Genomic DNA, 26,283 nt, shown 5'->3' on the forward strand with positions numbered 1-26,283 from the left:
GGCGGATATGAAAAATACGTTGAAGCTATTGTTCTTTTTAATTGGTTTATTTATGGTATTTATTTCGTTGCGTTTATTTATTGATGTAACATTTTATTCAGATGTAATTGGCATTAAAGATATTTCGTTTTTAGGAATTATAAGTATTTTATTTACAATATCAGGGTTTTTAATTGGCTTTGTCATTTTTTTAGAAAATCGCCAGCCCTCGAAAACATTAACTTGGTTAATTGTACTTGGAATTTTTCCGGTAATTGGATTTTTTGCATATCTTCTGTTTGGACAAAATTTTCGAAGGAAACGAATGTTTCAAAAGAAAGCACTTCTAGACGAACAAGCATTTTTACAATATAAAGGGCATGAGTACGATCAAAATCGTATATTGAAAAAGCATGGACATCAAGAATTGTTATTTCGGTTAGCTGATCGGCTAGGGGCATTAAATATTTCGTTTCATACGGAAACGAAAGTATTAACAAATGGAAAAGAGACATTTCAAGCAATTTTAGATGGATTGAAAAAGGCAAAGCATCATATTCATATGGAATATTATATTGTGCGTGATGATAAAATTGGCACAAAAATTAAGGATATCCTTATCGAAAAAGCAAAAGAAGGTGTGGTCGTTCGATTTTTATATGATGCGGTAGGAAGTTTTAAACTTTCAAACACATATATTGAGGAATTGAACAATGCCGGCGTGGAAATGGTTCCGTTTTTTCCAGTACGGTTTCCGATTTTAAATGACAAAATTAACTATCGAAATCACCGGAAAATTATTGTTGTTGACGGAAATGAAGGATTTGTTGGTGGTTTAAATATCGGTGACGAGTATTTAGGAGAAAATAAATATTTTGGTTTTTGGCGAGACACGCATTTATATTTACGAGGCGAAGCAGTGCGAAGTTTACAACTTATCTTTTTACAAGACTGGTTTTATATGACGGGAGAAGCGGTATTAACTCCTGATTATTTACAGGTGGATGTTGTAAAAGGAGAAGGACAGGGAGGCGTGCAGCTCGTTGCAGGCGGACCTGATAATAAGTGGGAAACGATTAAACATTTATACTTTGCGATGATTGCTTCAGCGCGAAAATCGATTTGGATCGCAACGCCATATTTTATTCCCGATGATGATATTTTGTCAGCGTTAAAAGTAGCAGCTTTAGCAGGGATTGATGTTCGCTTGTTAATGCCGAGTAAACCAGATAAGAGGACTGTATTTTATGCGTCTCGCTCCTATTTTCCCGAATTGTTAGAGGCAGGCGTTAAAGTATATGAATATGAAAAAGGATTTTTACACAGTAAAGTTGTAATTGTTGATTCTGATATCGCATCAATTGGAACGGCAAATATGGATATGAGAAGTTTTCATTTGAATTTTGAAGTGAATGCCTTTTTATATGATACAAACAGTATTCGCAAACTTGTGACCGATTTTGAAGAGGACTTACAGGTGTCGAATGAAATTCATGTTGATCGTTTTAATAACCGTCGCCTTGTGATGCGAATTGTGGAATCGACATATCGTTTATTATCTCCGTTACTTTAAAGGCTCATGAAAATGAGTCTTTTTTTGTCCCGCTAATTTAGGGTAGTATATTTAAGCACTTCACGGCCCGATTGGTGGGAGCTTTCCTTCAGAAAAAAACCTAACTGAAGGAAGCTTCACTTTATTTCAGCAGGAACTTTTTCGTTGGTGTCGAATAGTCTAGTGCGGAAGAAAGGAATGATGTTATGTTTGTTGCAAAGAGAGAAAATGGAGAAGAAATTCATCTTCTTCATGGCTGGAAGGAAAAGCAACTAATGATGTTGCGGAAGAATGAGCGCTTTTTCTGTCCCATTTGTCACTTCGAAGTCCAGCTGAAATTAGGAAAACAAAAACAATGGCATTTTGCTCATAAGAAATCACATAACTGTAAAATTGAGTTTGAAAATGAATCGGCGTATCATATGCGGGGGAAAGAGCAGTTATATAGGTGGTTTCAGTCACAAGTTTGTTCGGTAAAATTAGAGCACTATTTACCAGCAATTCAGCAACGACCTGATTTGTTTGTCACAATTGATAATCGGCAAATTGCGATTGAATATCAATGTGCTACTTTATCAGAGCAGCAGTTGTTAAAACGAACAGAAGGGTATTGGAAAGAAGGGATTCAAATATTATGGATTTTAGGAGGGAATCAACTCAAACGTCACGGAGCATATTGGCTGTCACTTTCCTCTTTTCATTCCTGCTGTGTGCAATATCATCCCAATCCATATCTCCTCTATTTTTGCCCCGATGCAAAAGCTTTTTTCAAATGTAATCTTCTTTTACCTTTTTCCTCGTCTATCGTTTTTTCACATGCAATTTATTTTCCTCTTTCTATCACTACATTCAAAAACCTTCTTACAACATCACCTATTTCCATTGAACGTTTAGAAAAAGAGTGGATGAATAAAAAACAGCGCTTTAGGGCGAATAGCATTCATATGTGGAAACGGGGCGAGCGTTCTTTTTTAGAGCTTCTTTATGAGCATCGCATATCCCTTTCTTGTTTTCCTGCTGAGGTCGGTGTTCCAGTACCGTCGCTTTTGGCATTTCGTACCCATCCTTTCATATGGCAAGCTTATATTTTAATTGAGCTATTAGGAAAATTTGCGGTAGGAGACTATTTTTCGTTGCATACTGTTTTTCAGTATGTTGACCGGCACATAGGGATTCGGAGGCGCTTTTTGCCATATTTCCCGCAAATATTTTGGCAGCAGGCAGTGAGAGAGTATATGCAATTTTTATGTGTAATTGGGGAAATTGAGCAAGTAGATGTTTACAAATATCGAAAACTGCGTTGTTTTATTGTTCCTAAAACAGAAGAGGAAGTGAGGAGATTTGATCGTTTATTTTTAACAGAATCTCTTATGCTTCTGAAAGCAAAATACAACATGAGTGAAGGGAAAACGGATATAATAGAAAAGTACCCAGAAGGAATTACATAAGAAGAATCGAATTGTACTATATAAATACGAATTGAAAAAATAACATAAAACCCTTTCCTTTTTTAGGTAGGCGGGAGCCTCTGGCCATGCATAGCAGCGGTCAAGACCTTTTTCTGCCACAGGCGTGATTGTAAACAAAAGGAGAATGCAAGTAGCGGGTATGTTGTTTCTGCATAGCAGCGACTTATATGTTGAAGAATCAAAACGGATTTATGTAGGATCTGATTAAGGAGGGTTTATAAATGAATGAACAAAAAACAGCAAAGGCATTGCCGGCGCGTAGTGAAATTGAAGTAGAAAATACGTGGCGCTTAGAAGATATTTTTCAAACAGATGCAGAGTGGGAAACAGAATTTCAAGCGGTGAAAGAGCTATTACCAAAGCTGACGGAATTTAAAGGAAAACTTGGCGAATCAGCAGATGCATTGTTAGAGACGCTGCAGTATGAAGATGAAATATCAATGCGTCTTGGTAAGCTGTATACATACGCACATATGCGCTATGACCAAGATACAACAAATTCAGCTTATCAAGCGTTGAATGACCGCGCGACAAGTTTGTATTCACAAGTATCAAGTAGCATGGCGTACATTCTGCCAGAAATTTTAACAATCGCAGAAGAGACACTGCAATCATTTTTACAAGAAAATAAAGAACTAAAGGTATACGAGCATGCATTAGAAGAAATTACGCGTCAACGTCCTCACGTATTATCAGAGGCGGAAGAAGCGTTATTAGCTCAAGCTTCTGAGGTGATGAGTGCATCTAGTAAGACATTTGGTATACTTAATAACGCAGACTTGAAATTCCCATCTATTCAAGATGAAAATGGGGAAGATGTAGAAGTGACGCACGGACGTTATATTCAGTTTTTAGAAAGTGATGATCCGCGTGTTCGTCATGATGCGTTTCATGCAGTATATGAAACGTATGGAAAATATAAGAATACATTTGCGAGCACATTAAACGGTGCAATTAAACGAAATAATTTTTATTCTAAAGTCCGTAAATATGATTCTGCTCGCCAATCGGCGCTCAGCAATAATAATATTCCAGAGTCTGTGTATGATCAGCTTGTGGAAACAGTAAATGAAAACTTACATTTATTACATCGTTACATTGATATTCGAAAACGAGCACTTGGATCAGAAGAATTGCACATGTATGATCTATACACACCGCTTGTACCAGAAGTGAAAATGAACGTCACATATAAAGAAGCGCAAGATATTCTTTTACAATCATTACATGTACTTGGGGAAGAGTATGTAGAGATTTTAAAAGAAGCGTATGAAAATCGCTGGGTAGATGTATATGAAAATAAAGGGAAGCGAAGCGGTGCTTATTCATCTGGTGCATATGGAACAAATCCATATGTGTTAATGAACTGGCATGACAATGTAAATAATTTATTTACGCTGGCGCATGAGTTTGGCCATTCTGTGCATAGTTACTATACAAGAAAAACACAGCCTTACGTGTATGGCGATTATTCGATTTTCGTCGCGGAGGTAGCGTCTACATGTAATGAAGCACTTCTTAATGATTATTTATTAAAAACGACAGATGATAAGAAGAAACGTCTATATTTATTAAATCATTATTTAGAAGGTTTCCGTGGTACGGTATTCCGTCAAACTATGTTTGCTGAGTTTGAACATGTGATTCATCAAAAAGTGCAAGAAGGTCATGCTGTAACGCCAGATATGTTAACGGATATTTACTATGAGCTAAATAAAAAGTATTTCGGCGATAGCTTAGTGATCGATAAAGAAATTGGTTTAGAGTGGTCCCGTATTCCACATTTCTATTACAATTATTATGTATATCAATATGCAACGGGCTTCAGTGCAGCAACTGCTTTATCAAAACAAATTTTAGAAGAAGGTAAGCCGGCTGTAGAACGTTACATTAATGAGTTCTTAAAAGCAGGAAGCTCTGACTATCCAATTGAAGTATTGAAAAAAGCTGGTGTTGATATGACGTCATCAGAGCCTGTGAAGGAAGCAATGCAAGTATTTGAAGAGAAATTAAATGAATTAGAAGCACTTCTATTTGAAGAGAAGTAGACAGAAAACGAGAGTCGCATGACTCTCGTTTTTTTATCCCGCTATTCGTGGGCAGTAATACTCCCACCTCAAAATTCAGCGAAAGCATTGTCCAGCTCCAGCGGCTAGAATCTCCGGTCGTTTCGCCCCCTCGGACGAGGCAAAAAGCGCCTCTCTATCAGGGGCTCCAACGTCCTGCGATTCTGAGCGAGCCGCTTCCGCTTTTCTTAAGAAGTTAGGTGGGAGATAAACTGCCCGTAAAAGCCCGATTGGTTCAACTAATAATCAGTGGGGGATGAAGAAAACCCCCCACTGATTAAAGTTTCACTTTATTTAGAATCCTTTAAAACGTTTGTGGTTATTAAAATAAGATACAGTGAATATAATTGCTCCAAATAAAAGTGGAATTGCTAAAATAAGCGGAAACACTTGTAATAATGAGAGAACGTATAAACAAAAAAACAAAAAAATAATACAAAGGAGTAAGACAAGATAGGATTTTTTCAATGAAAACCCTCCTAAAAAGACTCTTTATATATTGTATTCTAAAATGAAAACGTTTAGAATGTGACAGAAATGTGAAATTAGACAAAAGAGGTTGTCAATTAACGTCGAATCTTGTAATATAATAAACGTGAACGAATTCACATACAAACATATACCCCTTTGTTTGAACGTGAAATTTCTCCCATCCCCTTTAATATTTTTATAAGCCGTAAAGAAAACGACCTAGTGTTTTACACTAGGTCGTTTTCCTTTGTAATCCATTTCCAATACCGTTCACGTTTTCTATCAATCATGCGCACTTTCCTCTTCAATAACAATTTTTTCATTTCTCGTTCAGCTTCGTTTTCAGAGTAATTATAAATAAAGGCAATTTCTTTTGTTGACATAAACTGAACGTGCTCTAGGAATAGTTCTAGAGGAGGAAGAGGTTGCGGTTCGATGTTTTCTTTTACAATTTCTTTTAATACTTGTACGTATACATCGTAATGATAAATACCGCCAACTTTAATTCCTTCTTCGTTTGAATTTGCATGAAAGAACACGAGAGAAGGAATTTCGGTAATGTGCATTTCATTCGTAAATTTTAGATCACATTGAAATGCTTTTGTCGCACTTACAGAATGTAAATCTTGTTTAAATTCTTCCGCATCAATTCCACTTTGCTTTGCACAAGTAAGCAGCGTATCTATAGTTGGTTTCGCCATATTTTCAAGTAAAATAGACTCTTGTAGTTTTCGTAAAAATTTCGAACCTGCTTTTCGACCTTGTAGTTCTGCTGCTTTAATTGCAATTGAAGTGATATATGGAGTTGATGCACCGCCGTGTGTATATACTTTTCCATCGCAAGAAAACCCTTGTAAACTTGTTGTTCTCTCCCACACAAATCGAATATTAGCAGGTTTATTCCATTTGTGTGATGGGGAAATAGCCCCTTCTACTTTACCAGTAACGATGTGACGGAGTGAAAAGTATTTTCCATATTCGAGCCATAATTTAATTATGATTGGCTCAATTTCCCAACAATCTTTACAGAGTGGATCAATAAATAAATATGCTTCTACAGACTTTGGTTCACATCTTGAAAGAGAGATTGGTACAGTATGTCTTGTTTCCTGTTTATCCATTAAGCTTCACCTGTTTCAGGAGTATTAACCATGTGCTGTGCAGTTAATGTCAAACGCTCAAATACAAACTCACGAATCGGTCCATGTACATCAGTATCATCCATCGCTTGCTCCATACATGAGAGCCAGGCTTTTGCCCGCTTTGGGGTAATTTCAAATGGCAAATGACGAGCTCGTAGCATTGGATGACCATGCTCTTCTGTATAGAGGCTTGGTCCTCCTAAATATTGCGTTAAAAATTGTTTTTGCTTCCTAGCAGTTTCCGTTAAATCGTCTGGGAAGATGGGAGATAAGTCAGGGTGTTTACTGACATAGGAATAAAATGTATCAACTAATTTTGCAATGCCTTGTTCACCGCCAATTGCTTCAAATGGTGTCGTTGGTTGCTTGTTCATCCTTGTGACTCCTTTTTCCATCAAATATATATCTATCTCCGCTATTATTTGTAGTAAGACAAAGAGATAGGCAAGAGATAATGTAAGGTTTAATTGGTGAGAGATTTCCTTTTGTGAGGAAAAGCACCTCACAAAAGGAAGTTTCACTTTACCCCGCTCAAACGGACAGTATCTTCAAGTGTTTCAAGATGAAAACTGTCCGTAAGAGCCCGATTGGTTCAACTAACCTTTTGTGAGGAAAAGCGTCTCACAAAAGGAAGTTTCACTTTATTGTAGCAACGGATTGTTATGAAGGGCAAATAAATAGCTCTCAATCAATCCTTTGCTAGTTTATTGCTCTTTTTGTTCTTTGGCAAGAAAAAAGCGTTGCACTTTATTTTTTGTATGTCGAACTGGAATATTATGCTTCTCTAAGAAAGAAGAAAATGCTGCTTGTCCAGCCTGCTCATCGCTTACTTCATATTCGATTTCGTAATCATCATGCTCGTAATAAAAACTATGATCGAATACGAGTGTACCGCATTCGAATGTTGTTTCTGCTCGTTCAGTTGTTAAGCTTCCCATATATTGTAGTGAAGAAACAGGGATTTGGAGGTTTTCTAATTGCTTAGAAACGGCACCCTTGATTAATGTATTTGTTTCAATCATATTGTTTGCTTCTTCTTTTGTTAAAGTTTGATGTGTCTCTAACAAGCCAATTTCTGCTGGCTGTTTTAGTGTTAGCGTAAAGGTGTTGTTTTTATAGCGAATACGAAGGGCAGCACCTGCGTTTTTTAATGAAAATGCTGGCGTTTCGAAATAATGATTCACTTGTTTTGCAAATGTTGTAATGGAAAATGTGTGACATAAAGAATGGAATTCCTCTTTTGTAACCATATTTTTAAATTCAATCTCAATTTCTTGTTTCATATGTACGCTCCTTTTATGAAATATCTGTTAATCATTATCGCTTTTTCCTAAATTTCAATCAATGTTTTATTTGTTTCAGTGTATGTTATGTTACAATGAAAATGTTGATAATGACAGGAAGTATAATATGGAGGAGTTAAAGTATGCAAAATAAAATTCAAGTTAAGAGCGTAGAAAAAAGAGAGAATGCTCTTATTTTTTGTGCAGAAAATACAGAGTTATGTGTAGAAAAATTGAAGGCGCGTAGCCACGTACTTGTGGATTCAGATAATTTATCATTTTTATATATTTTAGAGAATGAAACAACCTTTATTTACATAAGCATCCCACATACGTGTTGGGAAGAATTAAAAGACGCAATGAAGAACGATGATAAGATGTTTGTTCGTATTCAAGACGTTGAAATTGAGTTAGAACAAATGAAAGAAGAATTAGAGTATTTAATTGGAAATATTGAAGGAAATGCAAATTACGGTGAGGAACTCGTAAATGAAGTAGAAAAAGTGTTTCTATAAAGTGAAACTTTAATCAGTGGGGGGGTCATCCCCCAGTGATTATTAGTTGAACTAATCGGGCTTTTACGGGCAGTTTACCTCCGCCTAACCTCTTTGCTTTTGCTGAATTTTGAGGCGGGAGTATTACTGCCCGTTAATGCGGGATAAAAGAAAGCTTTCAGTGAGATAAAAGAAACTGATTTGTTTTGGTGGTGGTTACATTGGATCGAAATTGGGAAGAATTTTTAGCTCCTTATCATCAAGCTGTAGGAGAATTAAAAGTAAAATTAAAAGGAATGCGTTCTCAGTTTGAAATGTTGGCCGAACATTCGCCGATTGAGTTTGTAACAGGCAGAGTCAAATCTGTTGCAAGTATTATAGATAAAGCAGAAAAACGAGACATTTCGCTCAGTCGTTTGCAAGAAGAGATGCAAGACATTGCCGGGCTTCGGATGATGTGTCAATTTGTTGATGATATTAAGCCGGTTGTAGAGTTTTTACGACAACGTAACGATTTTGAAATTGTGGAAGAACGCGATTACGTGACGCAAAAGAAAGAAAGTGGATATCGCTCCTATCACGTTGTTATTAGTTACCCTGTGCAAACGATTCGCGGAGAGAAAAAAGTGTTAGTTGAAATTCAAATCCGCACGTTAGCAATGAATTTTTGGGCAACAATCGAGCATTCTTTAAATTATAAATATCGTGGACGCTTTCCAGAAGATATTAAAGTGCGTTTGCAGCGCGCAGCTGAAGCAGCTTACTTATTAGACGAAGAAATGTCTTCGATTCGTCTTGAAATTAAAGAGGCACAAAAGATTTTTTCACGCAAAAAAGAATCGAAGGAAACAGAATAATAAACTAAAGGGTGTTGAGCGATGAAGTTTGCAATTATGTCAAAGGGAGATCAATCATCAAATGCGCTTACGAGTACGATGACAGAGTACTTACGTGATTTTGAACTTACAATGGATGAAAATGAGCCGGATATTGTAATTTCCGTTGGGGGAGATGGAACGCTGCTGCATGCGTTTCATCGCTACCAGGATCGGTTAGATAAAACAGCATTTGTCGGGGTGCATACCGGGCATTTAGGATTTTATGCAGATTGGTTACCGACAGAAGTTGAGAAGCTTGTCATTGCGATTGCGAAAACGCCTTTTCAAGTTGTTGAATATCCATTATTAGAGGTCATCATTCGTTATATGAATGGGACTAAAGAATCACAATATTTAGCGCTAAATGAAGCAACCGTAAAAAGTAGTGAAGGAACGCTTGTTATGGATGTAGAAATTCGCGGTGAATATTTTGAAACATTCCGCGGCGATGGTCTCTGTATTTCAACACCTTCTGGTAGTACTGCGTATAATAAAGCGCTGGGCGGTGCAATTATTCACCCGTCTTTGGAAGCGATTCAAGTTACGGAAATGGCGTCTATTAATAATCGCGTTTTCCGTACGGTTGGATCTCCGCTCGTATTACCGAAGCATCATACATGTGTGTTAAAACCAGTTACTGGAATGAACTTGCAAATTACAATTGATCATTTAGCGATGGTTCATCAAGATGTCAAATCGATTCAATATCGAGTGGCAGATCAAAGAGTTCGGTTTGTTAGGTTTCGCCCATTTCCATTTTGGAAGCGAGTGCGTGATTCATTTGTCGCGGATCAGTAAGAGGGAACTTATAGCAGCGGGAAAAGCACTCGCTGCTATATAAATACGATTTGAAACAAGCCCTTTCTTTTTAGGGGGGCGAGAGCGTCTAGCCGTGCATAGTGACGGTCAGGGCCTTTTTCTGCCACGTGTAAGGGTTAAAACAAAGGAAGTAGAGGTTCGTTTGTTTCTGCGTGGCAGCGGCTTAGGTGTTGGAAAATCAAAATGGCTAATTATGTTCATACGGGCGATTTTCCATTGTGAACACATCATTAGAGAGGGTTATGCAATTGAAAAGGTTTACGTTAACTTGGTGTATAACAAAGGCTGATGAAGGAATGCTTATTCGAGAGTTTTTGAAAACGAAAGGTATTTCAAAGGCAGCGTTAACGGATATAAAGTTTCGTGGCGGTGCGATTGAAGTGAATGAACATCATGTAAATGTGCGTCATGTTTTGCAAGAAGGTGAAAAATTAGCAGTTTGTTTTCCACCTGAGCAAAGAAGTGAAGGGATGTTAAGTGAGAATATCCCTCTTTCTGTTGTGTATGAAGATGATTCGGTCCTTGTTATTAATAAAGAGCCTTATATGTCTACAATTCCGTCAAGAGAGCATCCGAGCGGGAGTGTAGCAAACGCTCTTTTGCATTATTATGATCAGCAAAGTCTTGCAAGTACAGTACATATCGTTACTAGGCTTGACCGGGATACATCTGGTTTAATGTTAATTGCCAAAAATCGTTTTATTCACCATTTGTTATCGAAGCAACATCAGCAAAAACAAGTGAAAAGAACATACGAAGCGATTGTTCATGGAATCGTCGCAGAGGATAGCGGAACAATTGATGCCCCAATTGCCCGAAAAGATGATAGTATTATTGAACGCATCGTGCGCGGGGATGGACAGCGAGCCGTGACTCATTTTCATGTGCAAAAAAGATGGAAAGATAAAACGCATGTAGCACTTCAATTAGAAACAGGGCGTACGCATCAAATTAGAGTGCATATGGCGCATCTTGGTCATGCGTTACTTGGTGATGATTTGTACGGCGGGAAAACAGATGAAATAAACAGGCAAGCACTGCATAGCACAAATTTAACATTTTATCACCCAATATTAGAAAAGCAACTGACATTTCATGCGGAGTTGCCTGAAGATATGAAAAAGCTGATGGAATAAGGGTTCCATCAGCTTTTTTTAGTCAATAGAGCGAAATTTCTCCGGTACAAACGGCATGGAAGAAGGAACTGAAACAGTCTCTATTTCTGGATAACGAAGCCCGGTTAATTTCCCGCCAAATACAGATCCCGTATCGATATTCACCGTATGATTGACGAATCGGGGTTCTTGTACAGGTGTATGCCCATATACAACCCAAGCCTCCCCAGTATAATGCTTCGCCCAGTCACGGCGGACAGGAGAACCGTCAGGGTGCTTTTCGCCTGTAATATCGCCGTATAAAACAAAAGTTTGTACTTTTTTATCGCTTCTGCCGATATAGTCTTGGCGAATACCGGCGTGACAAACAATGAGTTTGCCGTTATCTAGTACGTGATAGAGCGGGGATTGTTCGTACAGGTCAATAAACTTTTTCTGAATCATTTTTTGATCTCGTGTGTTTAATGCTTCGTATTCTGCAACGGTTGTTTCTAAGCCGTGTGTTACTTGTACCTTGCGCCCAAGAAAGTAACGATATAATTTATTGCAATGATTCCCCGGGGCATAATATGCTTCTTTTTTATGTATGACAAGTTCCCACACAATTTCAATCATTCGAAGAGAATGGGGACCGCGATCTGTAATATCGCCTACGAAAGCAAGCTGCCGTTTTTGTGGATGAACAGGTAACCCGCTATCCCATGTATAACCAAGCTGTTTTGTTAATGATGTAAATTCCTCTAAACAGCCGTGAATATCGCCAATCACATCATATTTCATATGAGATTACCTCCTCTTTTTTGATTAGTATACCGCTAAGAGGGTAAGAAAAAAACCATATCACTTGGATATGGTTTAATCAAACATAAATTTCTTCGTTCGTGACTGTACGTTTAGAATGAAGCCGATTGCAATTAGATAGGTGACTAAGGAACTACCACCGTAGCTTAAAAGCGGTAATGTAATACCGGTAATAGGAAGTAGTCCAATTGTCATACCGATATTTTGGAATACTTGGAATGTAAACATCCCGATTGTTCCGGCACATATATAACTGCCGTATGGATCGTTACTTTCTAATGCAATGTGAATCATACGATAAATCAGTAGGAAGAATAGTGAAATAACGACGCTTCCTCCTAAAAATCCAAACTTCTCAGCGATATTTGTAAAGATAAAGTCTGTATGAGGTTCAGGGAAATATACTTGTCCATTTTCCCAGCCTTTGCCGTACAATTCACCTGATCCAGTCGCTAAAACAGCTTGGGTTAACTGATAACCTTGTGTTGGGTATTCATAAGGTGCTAACCAGCCATAGAAACGATTTAATTGATATTCCTCTAAAATATGTGCTTTAAAGAATGCGGTGTGTGCAAAGTAAATATACACAAGTATCGCACCAACTCCAACAACAATACCAGCTAAACCGAAAATAAAGCGCCAGCGAACCCCAGATACTAAAATCATGGCAGCTAGCATTGCTGAAATTACCATCGTATTTCCTAAATCCGGTTCTTTTGCAATTAATAATAGCGGTGGTAAACTTGCGGCAAATATTTTTCCGAGTAAGAGTAAATCTTCTCGTGGTGTTCGAATTACATATTTTTCATTATGGTCTACAATAATACGGCCAACGACAAGAATTAAAAAGAGTTTCATGATTTCAGAAGGTTGGAAATTACCAAGTCCTGCCGGTAATTTATACCAAGCAGTTGCTCCTTTAATCGTTTGAGAACCAGGAATATGAAACTCAAGTCCAATAAGAAGAATCATTGCGAATCCGTATAAATACCAACAAATTTGCTTGTAACGGTCAAAGTCGATGACCATAACAGCAGCAATTGCGATCGCGCCAATTACATACCATTGGATTTGTTTAGCCACGAAGTTAACCTTTTGTAAACTTGGCGGTAAGGACGGCTGTGCACTTGCAATAGCAAAACAACTTACTGTAGCGATTGCTAGTACAATTAGAATTAAAACGTAATCTATTTGATATCGAGAATTTTTATCTTTCACCGTACTATATTCCTTTCTATTACTCATTGTTATTAAAAAAGACACTATTACCATCTTAGCTGATTTTTTGTTGTTTGCAAATATGTTGTTTAGATTTAGGGAGGCGAATGTCAGATGAGGGAAGGTTTAATTTGGTGTTGTTATATTGGGATGCATATATGAGTAGAGATAATGCGTTAATTCATAATCATAAAATAAAAATGAAAAACATAAATTTTCTTTAGGGTTTCTTTTGCAAAAATTGTATTATTGCTGCCGCTTTCATAAGTAGTAGAACTCTATAGGAACATCAAAAATAGACAAAATAAATTATTAATACATTGTTAGTGAATCATGGTTTGGAAAAAAAAGAATCTCCACTACTAGAAGTTGGAAGATAATTAGGGGAAGTTTCCAAATGGAAATTTTTCTATTATCCTTCTTTCATGCCCAGTGTACCGTGAACATATGGTAGCTGTCATAAGAGGTGTTTCTCGTTTATTACATCGAGATGGTGTTCTTATTATGTCGTTTCCTAATTCAAATTACTACACACGAATTGAACAACGATTTCAACTTCAAGGAGAGAATGAGGAAGGTGAACAGAGTTATAATTTGGCAGAAATCATGATTTTATTAGAAAAAGAACAATTAAAAGTGATTAAAATTCAAGAATTGGGAGGCGATTTAGGAAGATGGCATGAGCAATATGCCTCCTCTTGCAACTCACTTATTGGTAGAATAGATGCACATTTAGCAGGGTATAGTTTAATCGTTTCGCATGTATAACATAACGACAGCGTATGTATAGGAGGGGAATAAAGTGGAAACAGAAGACTCCTCTTTATATCGAGAAAAGCATGATGATTATTATGAAGGTGCAAATTCTTATTTATTAAAGCATATTAAAGATGAGCAGAGAAAACGTTATTTATTACATGTGTAAACAACCGCATTCACACACAGAAAAGAAAGGATTACCATGATGAAAGAAAAAACGATTTTGGTAGCCGGTTGTGTCAATAATGAAGAGCTCTTTACACAATGTGAAAGGCAAATTTAAAATATGTTTGTCCCGCCTGAATACCAAGTTTAAATATTGCCAATCTATCATGCTAAAAGTATGACAAGTGCATATAATCAAGTAGCTTCATATCCAGCAAAGTATAAGGTGTATTTGCATTAAATGAGAAACTGGGGATAATTGGGGGAGCAGGCTGCCAACGTATGCCTGAAAATGGTATATGGTGGGAAGGGGAAAAGTTAGCTGGGCAAGTTATTGAGGATCGAAAATGGAATTATTAATTATTAAGTTTTGAAACAGGTTTGTATGAACCGCAGCTTTTTACTCCTGTTCAAGCAATAGATGGCTTATTTATGGCGACACAATATGATTTGTCATGGAGAGTAGATTTATTTGACGGATTTCATTTTTATGATGTTTCACAGTCATTTGAATTTCGCAAAGCAGGTTACTTAGTAGGTGTTTTTAACCAAATGCAGCCGTGGTGTCTTCATTATAATGGGGATGATTTTGATGCATTGGCCTATGAAAAATATCGGCAAATCTTTTTGTAAAATTATATGAATAGTTCATTTCCAGCATAAGGGAGTGATTGTGATGAAGGGGGTTATTTTAGCAGGAGGAACGGGATCAAGACTATATCCGATTACGAAAGTAACCAATAAACATCTCCTTCCAGTCGGTCGATATCCGATGATTTATCATTCAGTTTACAAATTAAAACAATGTAAAATTACAGATATTATGGTCATTACGGGAAGAGAGCATATGGGGGCTGTTGTCGATTTTTTAGGAAGCGGGGATGAATTTGGTGTATCGTTTACTTATCGCGTGCAAGACCGTGCGGGAGGAATTGCAGAGGCTTTAGGATTATGCGAACATTTCGTTGATATGGATCGAATGCTAGTTATACTTGGAGATAATATTTTTTCAGACGATCTTCGTCCATATGTAGAAGAATATATGAAACAAGAACAAGGGGCAAAAGTATTACTAAAAGAGGTAGAAAACCCTACAAGATTTGGCGTACCGTCTATTAAAAATGGAAAAATTATTAGAATTGAAGAAAAACCGAAAGAACCGAAAAGTTCATATGCAGTTACAGGCATTTATATGTATGATACACAAGTCTTTTCATATGTAAAGCAGCTCAAGCCATCAGCAAGAGGTGAGCTTGAGGTTACAGATTTGAACAATTGGTATTTACAAAAGGGGCTGCTTACTTATAATACGTTAAGCGGCTGGTGGACTGATGCAGGAACTCACACTTCTCTTCAAAGAGCGAATACATTGGCAAGAAATATAGACTTTGGAAAACAGTTCAATGGAGAATAGGTGAATATATGAAAGTAATTGACACGTCTTTTCATGATGTGAAATTGTTAGAACTACATTTGATTAAAGACGACCGAGGTTTTTTTATGGAAAGTTACAACAAAAAAATGCTAGAGAAGATTGGTATTACCTATTCATTTGTACAAGATAATATCTCTTCTTCTGCGAAGGCAGGTACGATTCGTGGGTTGCATTTTCAAAAGGAACCGAAAGCGCAAACGAAACTAGTTCAAGTTATACAAGGTGCTATTTACGATGTCATTGTTGATTTACGTAAAGAATCCCCTACTTACAAACGATGGGAAGGTTATATTTTAAGTAAAGCAAATCGCCGGCAATTGCTCGTTCCAAAAGGTTTTGCTCATGGATTTTGTACGCTTGTTTCGCATACAGTTGTTATGTACAAAGTTGATGAGTATTATAGTGCTCTGCACGATAGCGGTGTATTTTGGAAAGATAAAGATTTGAACATTCCATGGCCGGTCAAAGAACCTACCTTATCAAAGAAAGATCAACTACTACCACCGCTTATTGAGTGCCAAGGTTGTTTTTAAATAGGAGAGTTGTCTATGAATATATTAGTAACAGGCGGGGCTGGATTTATTGGTAGTAATTTTGTTCATTATATATTGAAACAATACGATAATTATCATGTTATTAATTATGATGCATTAACATATAGTGGTAATCTTGAAAATTTACGTTCTATTGAGCGAAATCCTCGCTATATTTTCCAAAAAGGAATCATTCAAAATCGTGAGCTTTTAGAATATGTTGTTCAGAGGTACAAGGTAGATGCCATTGTTAACTTTGCAGCAGAGTCCCATGTTGATCGCAGTATTGAAAATCCTATGCCTTTCTACGATACAAATATAATTGGGACGGTAACGCTATTAGAGTTAGTCAAAAAATATTCTTATATTAAAATAGTGCAAGTCTCGACAGATGAGGTGTATGGTTCATTAGGGGAAGTAGGGAAATTTACAGAACAAACACCGTTAGATCCGAGCAGTCCATATTCTTCTAGTAAGGCGAGTGCAGATATGATTGCTTTATCATACTATAAAACGTATCAATTACCTATTATTGTCACGCGTTGCTCTAATAACTATGGACCATATCAATATCCGGAGAAATTAATTCCACTTATGATTACAAATGCACTAGAAGGGAAGAAATTGCCGTTATATGGAGATGGATTGAATATAAGAGATTGGCTTCATGTGAATGACCATTGTAGTGCAATTGATGTTGTACTGCATAAAGGGAAATTTGGAGAAGTATATAATATTGGCGGAAATAATGAGAAAACAAATATAGAAGTTGTGGAGCAGATTATGGCGATACTAAAAAGAGGAAGAGATGATATTCTTCATGTTAAGGATCGCTTAGGGCACGACCGCCGCTATGCAATTGATGCCAAAAAAATAAAACAAGAATTAGGATGGCAACCGACGTATACGTTTAAGAAAGGGATAGAAGAAACAGTCCATTGGTATGAACAAAACGAGCAGTGGTGGCGACCATTAAAAGAAAAGTAAGGGACTCGTAGATGAAAGAACGGATTATGATAACGGGAGCAAATGGGCAATTAGGGAAACAAATAGTAGAGGATTTTTGTTCAGAATTGTATGAAATATATCCATTTGACAAAAAATCGTTAAATATTACCGACATGTCACAAGTAGAGCATGTGATGAAAACGATAAAGCCTCATATCATTATACATTGTGCCGCTTATACAAAAGTAGATCAGGCAGAAGAGGAACAAGATTTAGCTTATGTAACAAACGCAATTGGAACAAGAAATGTCACGGTTATGGCGCAAAATTTAGGGGCAAAGCTTATTTATATTAGTACAGATTATGTATTTTCCGGTAGTAGAATAGAAGGGTATCATGAATTGCATATACCAGAACCAGTAAATGTATACGGTCTTTCTAAATATGCAGGAGAGGAATTTGTAAAAAGTTTTCATGATCAATACTTTATTATACGTACGTCATGGCTTTACGGAAAGAACGGAAATAACTTTGTGAAAACGATGTTACGGATTAGTGAAGAAAAAGAGCATATAGCTATTGTTTCTGATCAAATCGGATCTCCTACCTATGTAAAAGACTTAGTTCACGTGATAAAAAAACTCATGAATACATCATTATATGGAATATATCATGTATCAAATAGCGGATCATGTTCTTGGTATGAATTTGCTAAGCAAATTTTTTCTTATGCAAATAAAAAAGTAAACGTCGTACCTATTTCAACCGAAGAGTTTGGGGCAAAAGCACCGAGGCCGAAATATTCAATTTTACAGCACAAAATGTTAAAATTAAATGGTTTTTCGCAAATGCCAACTTGGGAAGAAGGATTAGAGGGCTTTTTTAGCGAAACAAAGAATCACTAGTGAAGGTAAGCTAGTGATTTTTGTTTGCCTTTACAGTATTTTATGTTAATATAAAAATAGTACCAGGTTCTAATAACAACTATAATGTATAAATATAGGAGGATAAATATATGGATCTTCTCAATGTAAAAGGAAAAAATATTGTTGTAATGGGTGTTGCGAACCAACGAAGCATCGCTTGGGGTATTGCTCGTTCATTACATAACGCTGGAGCAAACTTAATTTTCACATATGCTGGTGAACGCTTAGAAAAGAATGTACGTGATTTAGCAGAATCATTAGAAGGACAAAAATCACTTGTATTGCCATGTGATGTAACAAATGATGAAGATATCGCAAGCTGCTTTCAAACGATTAAGGAAGAGGTTGGAGTTATTCATGGACTGGCTCATTGTATTGCATTCGCAGAACGTGATGATTTAAAAGGTGAGTTCGTTGATACATCTCGTAATGGCTTCTTATTAGCTCAAAATATTAGCTCATTCTCTTTAACAGCTGTGTCAAGAGCAGCGAAAGAAGTGATGACAGAAGGCGGAAGCATTGTTACATTAACATACCTTGGCGGAGAACGCGTTGTATCAAACTACAACGTAATGGGTATTGCAAAAGCATCATTAGAAGCGAGCGTAAAATATTTAGCAAATGACTTAGGAAAGCATAACATCCGCGTAAACGCAGTATCTGCAGGACCAATTCGCACATTATCTGCAAAAGGTGTTGGCGACTTCAACAGTATCTTAAAACAAATTGAAGAACGTGCGCCAATGCGTCGCAATGTAACACAGGAAGAAGTAGGAAACACAGCGTTATTCTTATTTAGTGACCTAGCAAGCGGTGTGACTGGTGAGAATATTCATGTGGATTCTGGCTATCATATTTTAGGATAAGGTGTATGTTTTTCTGTAAGAAGAAAATAGAATTGATTTTTCGGAAGACAGGACATAAGTAAAAAACGGTAAGAGTTCTATTCTTAGAACTTTTACCGTTTTTTTATTGAAACTGATTAGTGTGAGTTTGTGCAGTATCTAAATGCTTACAATCTTTCTAATCCTATCAATGTTAGAGTTAGTTAATTGTTATACCTACGCTTGCAAACCCTGCGATAGTAGTAGCAAGACTAACTAAGGAATATACCTAATAATAGGCGTGTATGGAACCTTTATCTGAAATCGCGTTCGATTTCTTCCCATGTCATATGAGTACGTAAAATATCATCTTCTATTAGCGTAATTCCCATTTGGACTTCAATGAATTCTAAGTCAGTAATAGCACGTGCTCCATGCATTGTTCCAACTGGAATGTAAATAACATCGCCAGGTTTGATCATTTTGAACTTTCCGTCTATAATAAGTTCGCCTTCTCCTGCAATAATTGTCCAAACTTCTTCGCGCTTAAAATGCATTTGATAACTGAGATTTTTTCCAGCTAAAATTTTAAGCTTTTTGGTTAAAACTTCATTCCCATCTTTAAGTTTCTCGTAATCTAAAACACGGTAATTTCCCCAACGCTTTTCTTCATACATAGGTCTTGAATTCTCGTGATTAATAAGTTCTTTAATTTTTCCACTTTCCTGTTTATCAGCTATCAAAATACCTTCAGGACTTGCTATTATAATTCCATTGCAGATATTTGCTACAACAAGAGGAAGATTTAGTTCATTGATGATATGAGTATTAAGGGTATTTTCACTTAAAATCCCATTTCCAATAATTTGTGTATCCATAATCTCTGTAAGAGTACTCCAAGTTCCTAAGTCACGCCATGCTCCCTCATAGGGCATTACCACAATATCATCGCATTTTTCTACAACTTCATAGTCAAAGCTTCTTTGGGGAAGGGCGGAATATTGTTGCATAAGTTCTTCATACTGAACGGGTATTTTCATAGAAGTTAGGTATTGAATTAAAAAACCTAATTTAAAGGCGAATACGCCGCAATTCCAAAGAGCTTCTTGTTGAATAAGTTCCTTTGCCTTGCTTTGTAGTGGTTTTTCAATAAACTGGTTAACTTTCATATATGGAGGTATTTGTGCTGATGAAGAATGGCTAGGGGGAGTCGTAATATAACCATACTGTTCAGAAGGATGTGAAGGTCGAACGCCCATAAGTGCAAGTGATGCGTTTGAGTCTGTCAAAATTTGCTCAAGTTTCAGTAAGGATTCAAAGAAAGAATTTTCTACATACGCATCAACAGGCATGATACAAATAGTCTCATTACCATCAACATTTAGGACAGAGTGGAGATAGGCTGATGCTAGAGCAATAGCGGGGAAGGTATCTCGTCGATCTGGTTCGACGATAAGAGGAAGTTGATTGTCAATCTGATTTTGAATAATATCAGTTTGTGATTTGCAAGTCGCGATATAAGTAGAGTTTGTTAAACCGATAGATTGAACTTGTCCTACAATTCTTTGAACCATGGACTCCTGAACACCATGCTCGTTACGAAGTATTTTTAAAAATTGTTTGGATCTAGAGTCATTTGATAGTGGCCATAAACGTTTTCCTGATCCTCCAGATAGTAAAATAAGTTTCATATTCTCCCAACTTTCTAGTGATATTAAATCTCGACGTTATGGGGTGTAGCAAGTAAAGTAAGTAGGGATTTTTATGCCTATCTGATTTTTTTAGTACTCGCTCATCTTAAAAGATGAATTTTTCTTTGTAATAGTATAATCTTACTTCCAATCATATCTTTCTATTTATAAAACTCATTTTCGAAAATTTGTATTGTTCATATTTCTTTTTCTGTGTTAATTCATGGTCAAAGCAGTTCTTCATACTTAAGGATTAAACGTTGTTTTAAAAAATTGAGCTTTACATTCCCTGTACTTACTATTTAAGTTTACAAAATATAAAAATTTAACTTAATAAAATTATATGTTGCTTGTAGTTAATAGGTGATAATTTGTCCATAAAATAGTCATATTATCCCGGTACTTTTGAGCGATTGTCCTCCATCTTAAGAAGGGAAAAAGATAGGATGGGAATAACTGCTGGCATGTGCACGGTTAGTTTAACTAATCATCAATGGGGGATCCCCCCATTGATGGAAGTTGTACTTTATCTATGTTTATTTGACAAAGTGCATGTATAACGTTTTCGTTCTATTGTTAGTTTTATTCAACTTTCATTATATTGCTATTTATTCTTACAGAGAATGTATTTGAATTATTCAAGCTGAAATTTTAAGTTGTGGTTAAATTAGGTTAATTTTTCAACAATAAGGTTTGGTATTTCACACGTATGAGTTCCATTCCATAATAAACGTATTTCTTTTAGGAGATCTGCATTTTCTGGAGATATTTGTAAGCTTAAGTTTATGAAATTTTTTCCGGCTTTTACTTTAGAAATATCCTGTGAAGTTAATATAATAAACTGTGGACTCCATACTCCTATTGCAAAAGTGCCAATGGCTGAATCGTAATTTGTAGAGGAATTTAGTTCAAAAGAGAATAAATATTCACCTGGATGCATTTTCCCAATATATTGCCCAATAAACATTCCAGGAGAGTCGATTCCTTGTTCCACTCTACGAGTTATAAATTGTCTTGTGTGGTCGTATACTAATTTTCCTGTAAACGAATTGATTTTTTCTGTGCTGAAGATAATTCGCTGTCCTGAAGCTATAGGTAAGTCTGTTTGAATGGAGTTGTCGCGAAAACAATCCTCCTGAGTAAGGTTTAAAGAGATTTCATGATTGTACTGTTGTTTTCTGTGAGCTATAATGTATGGTTGAATGTTTTTTAAGAAGTTTTTGGTTCTTACTAAAGCTGCTTCTCTTTTGAATATATTTCCTAATATATTTGATTGATTATGAGCAAGTTTTTCTAATTCGGTAAAGTTATTCATTGTTTTAAGAACAAATTCTTTCATCTCTTCTGTGTCAGAACACATACCTATTGTTTTAAGGGCGGAATTGCTTACGCCATTGTCCCTTGCTTCTTGAGCAAGACCTGATTTTTCTAAAAATACTGTGGGAACTCCCATACTTAAAGCTTCGATAGGAGTGTAGTGCACATGATAGTTAGAACCGAGACCAAAGTAAACAAACATTCTACTTTCAGCAATCTTTGAATAAAAAAGATTGTCTTCTGTATGTCCGACTACTTTCTCCGAAATATCTTTGACTATATTCCTTGAGTTTTTTCCTAACACAATAAAAGGGATATCTGAAAATTTTTCGTTAAAATCTTTGAATATCTTATTAGCTGCTGGATTACCGTCCAAATATGAGATTGTAGTACTAATAAAGTGTTTAGAGTTTCTTCCTTTCCATTTGAATCCTAACCTTTCATTGGAAACAAATGCATTTAGATAAAACTTATTTTTAGTAATTCTAGGATCTTCAGGAACGTCCAAGCTCTTTAGTATTGGGCACCATACATATTTATCTGTTTCTACTATCTTATCTATATTAATGTTTAATCTAGCCATTTCGTTTGTATAGGTAGTATAATCACCGTGACCAAATACTCTAAATATGATATATCCTTGATACCATTTTGTGATGTTTTCTAAAATATCTGGGTAGTTGGAAATAAATATTATATCGAGCCATTGATTAATAAGTTTAGCCTCATCTGGATTTAATTTCCCCTTTTTTTCAAGTATGTTAATTCTTCTAATTTTTTCAACGATATTGGTAGGTAAGGTACAAGATTTTCGCCAATGAGGATACAATCTGTCACTTTCATTGTCATAATTACTATCATACTTCAACCAAAAGGGGTCTCCTAAGCATGGGATTACCTCTGCTCCTGCTTCTATTAACAATGGAACTTCTTCGTATCTCAAAGTTTGATGAGTACACAACCAATACACTCTTGGGGAAAGCATATAAATAAGCACCACCTTAAAGATGTTTTTATTATAAGATTTTTTATATTTTGTACTATTTCATTTAAAACTTAATTTACTGCTGAAAAGGAAATTTAATTTTACAGGAATATTTTTATATTTCGATATAAATTAAATGTTTTGGTTTTCTTATTTTTGCTTTTAATTGATAATTAATTTGGTCATTAGCGTATAATATTCTTGTGCAATATCGATCCAATTTCTCCTAAGTATGTGTTGAATTGCACTTTTTTGTTGTTCTAATAAATTGTTATCGTGTCGCCAAAGTTTTTGGATTGCGAGCATAATTTCATCTGTAGAGTAGGGGTTAAATGTTATAAATTTTTCGATATCTGTTATAACCTCTTCAACAACTTCAATCCTGCTCACTGCTACAGGAGTATCCATAATTAAAGACTCTAATAGCTGAAAAGGACAACTCCCTTCAAAAAGTGTTGGAACAATGGTTCCTATCGCATATTTATATAGAAGTGGAATATCATTTGGTTCAATCCTACCTAAAAAAATGACACTATCTTGTATATTTACATTATTACAATTGTTAAGTAGCGATATAATTTCTTTCTCTTTAGGACCATAGCGGAAGTGATCAGTCAGAACTAGACTAAGGTTGGATGAAGAACCTTCAGTGATTTGTCGGAAGTTCAAAAAGGCTTCAATAAGTCGATCATGATTTTTATGTAGACGAATAACGGAAGGGTAAACAATATAGTTGTTATATAAATTATATTTATCCCTAAATAAAACTTCATTATCTGAATCTATGACATTGTATTCCTCAACTGGAGGTGCCAATCTAATGACATGAGTTTTTTCCTTGGGTAATTTCAAGAACTTCAATCCTTCATGATTTCTCGTAAAGATAGAATTAAAAACCACTTTTTTAGCTTTTTTAGCCACTTTTTTAGCGTTATCTGTAAATTTATCGTAGAAGTCTGGCTGCCTTGTATATATATCTTTAAAATGCATATAAACTAAATCATGTAAACAAGCGATAAAGGGTTTGTTTAAATTTAGCGCCAAATCCATACCTATATAAGGAACGATCCAAATATCCACATCAATATTTTCATTTACCCAGTCTACAGTTTCGAACTTTTGGACAGATAATCTGTTAGGAAAAGATAAAAAGGTCTTTTTAAACCCATTGTTAATATCTATATAGTTTTGTTTAGTAGTTACAACAGTTATAGTTACATTTTCGTCATGACAAAGTAAACCTTCTGTTAACCGGATAATAAATCGTCCGATACCTTCTCCATCAAAATGTTTACCTACTTTCACTGAATATCCAAGAAAAAACCCAATTTTTACAGAAGGGACTTGGGAAGGTTGTTTAGTGTTTGGGGATATTAAAGTGTTGAACGTTACAATATCAGATTCTAAAAGCAGACGGCATTCTTTAGATAATAGAAAGTTTACCATTAAATTTTTTCTTTGAACGCCAGAAACTAAGTTATTCACATGAATTTGAATTTCCTTTAAATCTGGGGTTCGATTTAGGAATTGTTGGTATAATGAATAGGTAAATTCCATATCATCCAAATTGTAAAACCTATAAATTAAATCGGAAATTAACCCTGGTTTCGTTGTCTCTGTTTTTTCTGATTGGGTGTGTTGTGTATACAGATTAAGTGCTTCTTTTGTTAGCATGATTTCTTTAATGATTTCTATTCTTTGTGTGTGGGTTAGTTTTTTTCTATAGTAATTTAGCTCCTCATGCTGGGGCTTCCTGTATAAAATTTGCCTAAAAAGTTCATGAATAAAAGCTTCTTCTGATAATCTAACTGCTTTTCGTAAAATATTAATGAGTGTATCTGAAGGTGAAGTAGGATTATTCATCGTAGTCACTCCTTTATGACTTGAAAATTGAGTGATATATAAAGAATAATTTTTTATTCTTTAAAAGAGTTATCATTTTTAGTAGAAATCTATAATTCATATTTCTTGTAGGTAGAAAAGATATATGAATTATATATAAATACAACTTGAAAAACCAACATAAAAGCCACTTTTTTTCGATGGGCGAGAGTGTCTGGTCATGCTTGGAGCGGTCAGGGCCCTTTTCTGCCACAGGTAATGTGAAAACAAAGGGAGCAAACAAGTAGCATATCACTTTTTGTTTTACATAACAGCAATTTAGATGTTAAAAAATCAAAGTGGATATATATTATCAATAAATAGGAATAGAATATTAGTAAACTACAAGTATTATTTTAAATGTATTTAGTCAGTATTGATCACCGGGATAAATACAGTCTAATAGTTAGGTAATAATTATTTGATTTGTAGGTACAGTGTATTTGCAATTGTGAAGATCTGGTGACTGGAATTATCAAGATCTTTGTAAGATATAGCAGTTTATAATAATTAAGCTAAGGAACATAAAAGACATACTGTCTAATTATATGTTTTTTATTACCATCAACATTTACTTAATTACTAAAATGCATCGGGGGATTTTTTATTTGATAGTACACTTGACGTTTTATTATATTCTTCTACAGCATTATTATGCGTTTTTTTTGAATGTACAAATTTCACTTTTTAGATAGTACTTATAGAAAGTTATGAGGCATATACTAAAAAAAATTAAACGTAAGGAGATGATTTTTAGATGAATGAAGGACAGTCTAGCAAGAAAAGAAGTCCTTTATTATTATTTCTTCATATCCCTAAAGCTGGGGGAACTACATTGACAGATTTGATTTGTAGACAATATTCAAATAATATACATTATGATGTGAATATACACGGAATACTTCCTCAAGGGGTACTTTCTTATAAAGAGCAATTAACAACTGCTGACACTTTATGTGGCCACTTTTTGTTTGGCATTCATCGTTACCTTTCTAGGCCCTTTACCTATATTACAATGTTGAGACATCCGGTTGAACAAGTAATCTCATGGTTTTATTTTGCTCATAAGAATTCAAACCAGTATAAAGAATTGTTTTTTGAAGAGACGATTGATGAGTATGTAAGCAATCCAAAATTTAATTATTCTACAGTCAATCTTCAAACTCGCTGTGTTACAGGTAATGATGTTGCTGATTTGCAGGTGGCGAAAGAGCATATTGAAAAATATTTTTCTGTGGTAGGGATTACTGAGTTATTTTCTGAATCTTTATATATTATGAAAAAGGAATTTGGATGGAGGAATATTAATTATAAAAAGTTAAATGTTAATACAGAAAGACCTTTAAGAGAAGAAATTCCGCAGAAAGTGATTGATAAGATACTGGAAAAAAACGAGGTAGATGTGCAATTATATGATTATGCTAGAAAAAAATTAGAAAATAAGATTGCTTCCCTAGATACAAACTCAATTAGAGAATTAAGTTTGTTTAAAAGGGAACATTAACTTGTCCTTTTTTTAGGCTATAAAAATA

At 35.5% G+C, this 26,283-nt stretch carries 24 protein-coding genes and 1 pseudogene; 16 read left to right on the forward strand and 9 right to left on the reverse strand.

Annotated features, from left to right (window positions below):
- Positions 1-7 precede the first annotated feature (7 nt).
- The 3 genes from cls (at position 8) to pepF (ending at position 5,048) form a co-directional block, all read left to right on the forward strand.
- Complete coding sequence (gene cls, locus BM211_RS05450; RefSeq protein WP_035437220.1) at positions 8-1,552, forward strand: cardiolipin synthase; 1,545 nt, start codon at positions 8-10, stop codon at positions 1,550-1,552.
- 185 nt (positions 1,553-1,737) lie between these two features.
- The gene (locus BM211_RS05455; protein WP_090995530.1) at positions 1,738-2,979 is read left to right on the forward strand and encodes a competence protein CoiA; all 1,242 of its coding nucleotides are present in this window, start codon (positions 1,738-1,740) and stop codon (positions 2,977-2,979) included.
- A 242-nt stretch (positions 2,980-3,221) separates the two neighbouring features.
- Positions 3,222-5,048, forward strand: coding sequence for an oligoendopeptidase F (gene pepF, locus BM211_RS05460; RefSeq protein ID WP_035437216.1), 1,827 nt, complete (start codon positions 3,222-3,224; stop codon positions 5,046-5,048).
- Between the two features lie 312 nt (positions 5,049-5,360).
- On the opposite strand, the gene BM211_RS26350 is transcribed toward pepF, so the two are convergent.
- The 4 genes from BM211_RS26350 to BM211_RS05480 form a co-directional block, all read right to left on the reverse strand.
- A complete protein-coding gene (locus BM211_RS26350; protein ID WP_090995533.1) occupies positions 5,361-5,534 on the reverse strand; it encodes a hypothetical protein in 174 nt (57 codons plus the stop codon).
- A 230-nt stretch (positions 5,535-5,764) separates the two neighbouring features.
- Positions 5,765-6,658, reverse strand: a complete 894-nt coding sequence (locus BM211_RS05470; protein WP_090995536.1) for a ClpXP adapter SpxH family protein — start codon at positions 6,656-6,658, stop codon at positions 5,765-5,767.
- Positions 6,658-7,053 carry a globin domain-containing protein gene (locus BM211_RS05475; protein WP_035437210.1) on the reverse strand — a complete coding sequence of 132 codons (396 nt, stop codon included), beginning with the start codon at positions 7,051-7,053 and terminating at the stop codon, positions 6,658-6,660. Before BM211_RS05475 ends, BM211_RS05470 begins: the two co-directional genes overlap by 1 nt.
- 330 nt (positions 7,054-7,383) lie before the next feature.
- Complete coding sequence (locus BM211_RS05480) at positions 7,384-7,962, reverse strand: CYTH domain-containing protein (protein WP_090995539.1); 579 nt, start codon at positions 7,960-7,962, stop codon at positions 7,384-7,386.
- 143 nt (positions 7,963-8,105) lie between these two features.
- Here BM211_RS05480 and BM211_RS05485 point away from each other — a divergent pair, with 143 nt between their 5' ends.
- From BM211_RS05485 to BM211_RS05505, 4 genes are all read left to right on the forward strand, one after another.
- Positions 8,106-8,477 carry a UPF0738 family protein gene (locus BM211_RS05485; RefSeq protein WP_090995542.1) on the forward strand — a complete coding sequence of 124 codons (372 nt, stop codon included), beginning with the start codon at positions 8,106-8,108 and terminating at the stop codon, positions 8,475-8,477.
- A gap of 200 nt (positions 8,478-8,677) precedes the next feature.
- Entirely contained in the window at positions 8,678-9,313 is a 636-nt protein-coding gene (locus BM211_RS05490) for a GTP diphosphokinase (protein WP_035437198.1), read from the forward strand.
- A 21-nt stretch (positions 9,314-9,334) separates the two neighbouring features.
- On the forward strand, positions 9,335-10,132 hold the full coding sequence (locus BM211_RS05495; RefSeq protein ID WP_035437195.1) for an NAD kinase: 798 nt from the start codon (positions 9,335-9,337) through the stop codon (positions 10,130-10,132).
- A gap of 269 nt (positions 10,133-10,401) precedes the next feature.
- Positions 10,402-11,289 carry an RluA family pseudouridine synthase gene (locus BM211_RS05505; RefSeq protein ID WP_090995546.1) on the forward strand — a complete coding sequence of 296 codons (888 nt, stop codon included), beginning with the start codon at positions 10,402-10,404 and terminating at the stop codon, positions 11,287-11,289.
- Positions 11,290-11,307: 18 nt separating this feature from the next.
- Here BM211_RS05505 and prpE read toward each other — a convergent pair whose 3' ends face one another.
- Together prpE and BM211_RS05515 are read right to left on the reverse strand one after the other, a co-directional pair.
- Positions 11,308-12,048, reverse strand: a complete 741-nt coding sequence (prpE, locus tag BM211_RS05510; RefSeq protein ID WP_090995549.1) for a bis(5'-nucleosyl)-tetraphosphatase PrpE — start codon at positions 12,046-12,048, stop codon at positions 11,308-11,310.
- 75 nt (positions 12,049-12,123) lie between these two features.
- Positions 12,124-13,287 carry an FtsW/RodA/SpoVE family cell cycle protein gene (locus BM211_RS05515; RefSeq protein WP_090995551.1) on the reverse strand — a complete coding sequence of 388 codons (1,164 nt, stop codon included), beginning with the start codon at positions 13,285-13,287 and terminating at the stop codon, positions 12,124-12,126.
- Positions 13,288-13,719: 432 nt separating this feature from the next.
- On the opposite strand from BM211_RS05515, the gene BM211_RS05520 reads away from it, so the two are divergent.
- The 8 genes and pseudogenes from BM211_RS05520 to fabI all read left to right on the forward strand — a co-directional run bounded on the left by BM211_RS05520 (position 13,720) and on the right by fabI (position 18,919).
- On the forward strand, positions 13,720-14,055 hold the full coding sequence (locus BM211_RS05520) for a hypothetical protein (protein ID WP_141771588.1): 336 nt from the start codon (positions 13,720-13,722) through the stop codon (positions 14,053-14,055).
- A gap of 34 nt (positions 14,056-14,089) precedes the next feature.
- Positions 14,090-14,212 carry a hypothetical protein gene (locus tag BM211_RS26935; RefSeq protein ID WP_256216863.1) on the forward strand — a complete coding sequence of 41 codons (123 nt, stop codon included), beginning with the start codon at positions 14,090-14,092 and terminating at the stop codon, positions 14,210-14,212.
- 39 nt (positions 14,213-14,251) lie between these two features.
- Positions 14,252-14,844 (forward strand): annotated as a pseudogene (locus tag BM211_RS05525) (glycosyltransferase family protein).
- A 43-nt stretch (positions 14,845-14,887) separates the two neighbouring features.
- On the forward strand, positions 14,888-15,625 hold the full coding sequence (locus tag BM211_RS05530) for a sugar phosphate nucleotidyltransferase (RefSeq protein WP_090995557.1): 738 nt from the start codon (positions 14,888-14,890) through the stop codon (positions 15,623-15,625).
- Positions 15,626-15,633: 8 nt separating this feature from the next.
- Complete coding sequence (rfbC, locus tag BM211_RS05535) at positions 15,634-16,179, forward strand: dTDP-4-dehydrorhamnose 3,5-epimerase (protein ID WP_090995559.1); 546 nt, start codon at positions 15,634-15,636, stop codon at positions 16,177-16,179.
- 15 nt (positions 16,180-16,194) lie between these two features.
- The gene (gene rfbB / locus BM211_RS05540) at positions 16,195-17,166 is read left to right on the forward strand and encodes a dTDP-glucose 4,6-dehydratase (RefSeq protein ID WP_090995562.1); all 972 of its coding nucleotides are present in this window, start codon (positions 16,195-16,197) and stop codon (positions 17,164-17,166) included.
- Between the two features lie 11 nt (positions 17,167-17,177).
- Positions 17,178-18,032 carry a dTDP-4-dehydrorhamnose reductase gene (gene rfbD, locus BM211_RS05545; RefSeq protein WP_090995564.1) on the forward strand — a complete coding sequence of 285 codons (855 nt, stop codon included), beginning with the start codon at positions 17,178-17,180 and terminating at the stop codon, positions 18,030-18,032.
- 110 nt (positions 18,033-18,142) lie between these two features.
- Entirely contained in the window at positions 18,143-18,919 is a 777-nt protein-coding gene (gene fabI, locus BM211_RS05550) for an enoyl-ACP reductase FabI (protein WP_090995569.1), read from the forward strand.
- 272 nt (positions 18,920-19,191) lie between these two features.
- Here fabI and BM211_RS05555 read toward each other — a convergent pair whose 3' ends face one another.
- From BM211_RS05555 to BM211_RS05565, 3 genes are all read right to left on the reverse strand, one after another.
- Positions 19,192-20,568 (reverse strand): sugar phosphate nucleotidyltransferase, encoded by a 1,377-nt coding sequence (locus tag BM211_RS05555; protein WP_090995573.1) that lies wholly within the window; start codon positions 20,566-20,568, stop codon positions 19,192-19,194.
- 667 nt (positions 20,569-21,235) lie between these two features.
- The gene (locus BM211_RS05560; protein ID WP_141771589.1) at positions 21,236-22,753 is read right to left on the reverse strand and encodes a hypothetical protein; all 1,518 of its coding nucleotides are present in this window, start codon (positions 22,751-22,753) and stop codon (positions 21,236-21,238) included.
- A 279-nt stretch (positions 22,754-23,032) separates the two neighbouring features.
- Positions 23,033-24,733 carry a DUF4214 domain-containing protein gene (locus tag BM211_RS05565; protein ID WP_090995581.1) on the reverse strand — a complete coding sequence of 567 codons (1,701 nt, stop codon included), beginning with the start codon at positions 24,731-24,733 and terminating at the stop codon, positions 23,033-23,035.
- 775 nt (positions 24,734-25,508) lie between these two features.
- On the opposite strand from BM211_RS05565, the gene BM211_RS05570 reads away from it, so the two are divergent.
- The gene (locus BM211_RS05570) at positions 25,509-26,255 is read left to right on the forward strand and encodes a sulfotransferase family 2 domain-containing protein (RefSeq protein ID WP_090995584.1); all 747 of its coding nucleotides are present in this window, start codon (positions 25,509-25,511) and stop codon (positions 26,253-26,255) included.
- Positions 26,256-26,283: the final 28 nt, after the last annotated feature.

The organism is Bacillus sp. 491mf, from assembly GCF_900112415.1.
Classification (GTDB): Bacteria; Bacillota; Bacilli; order Bacillales; family Bacillaceae_G; genus Bacillus_A.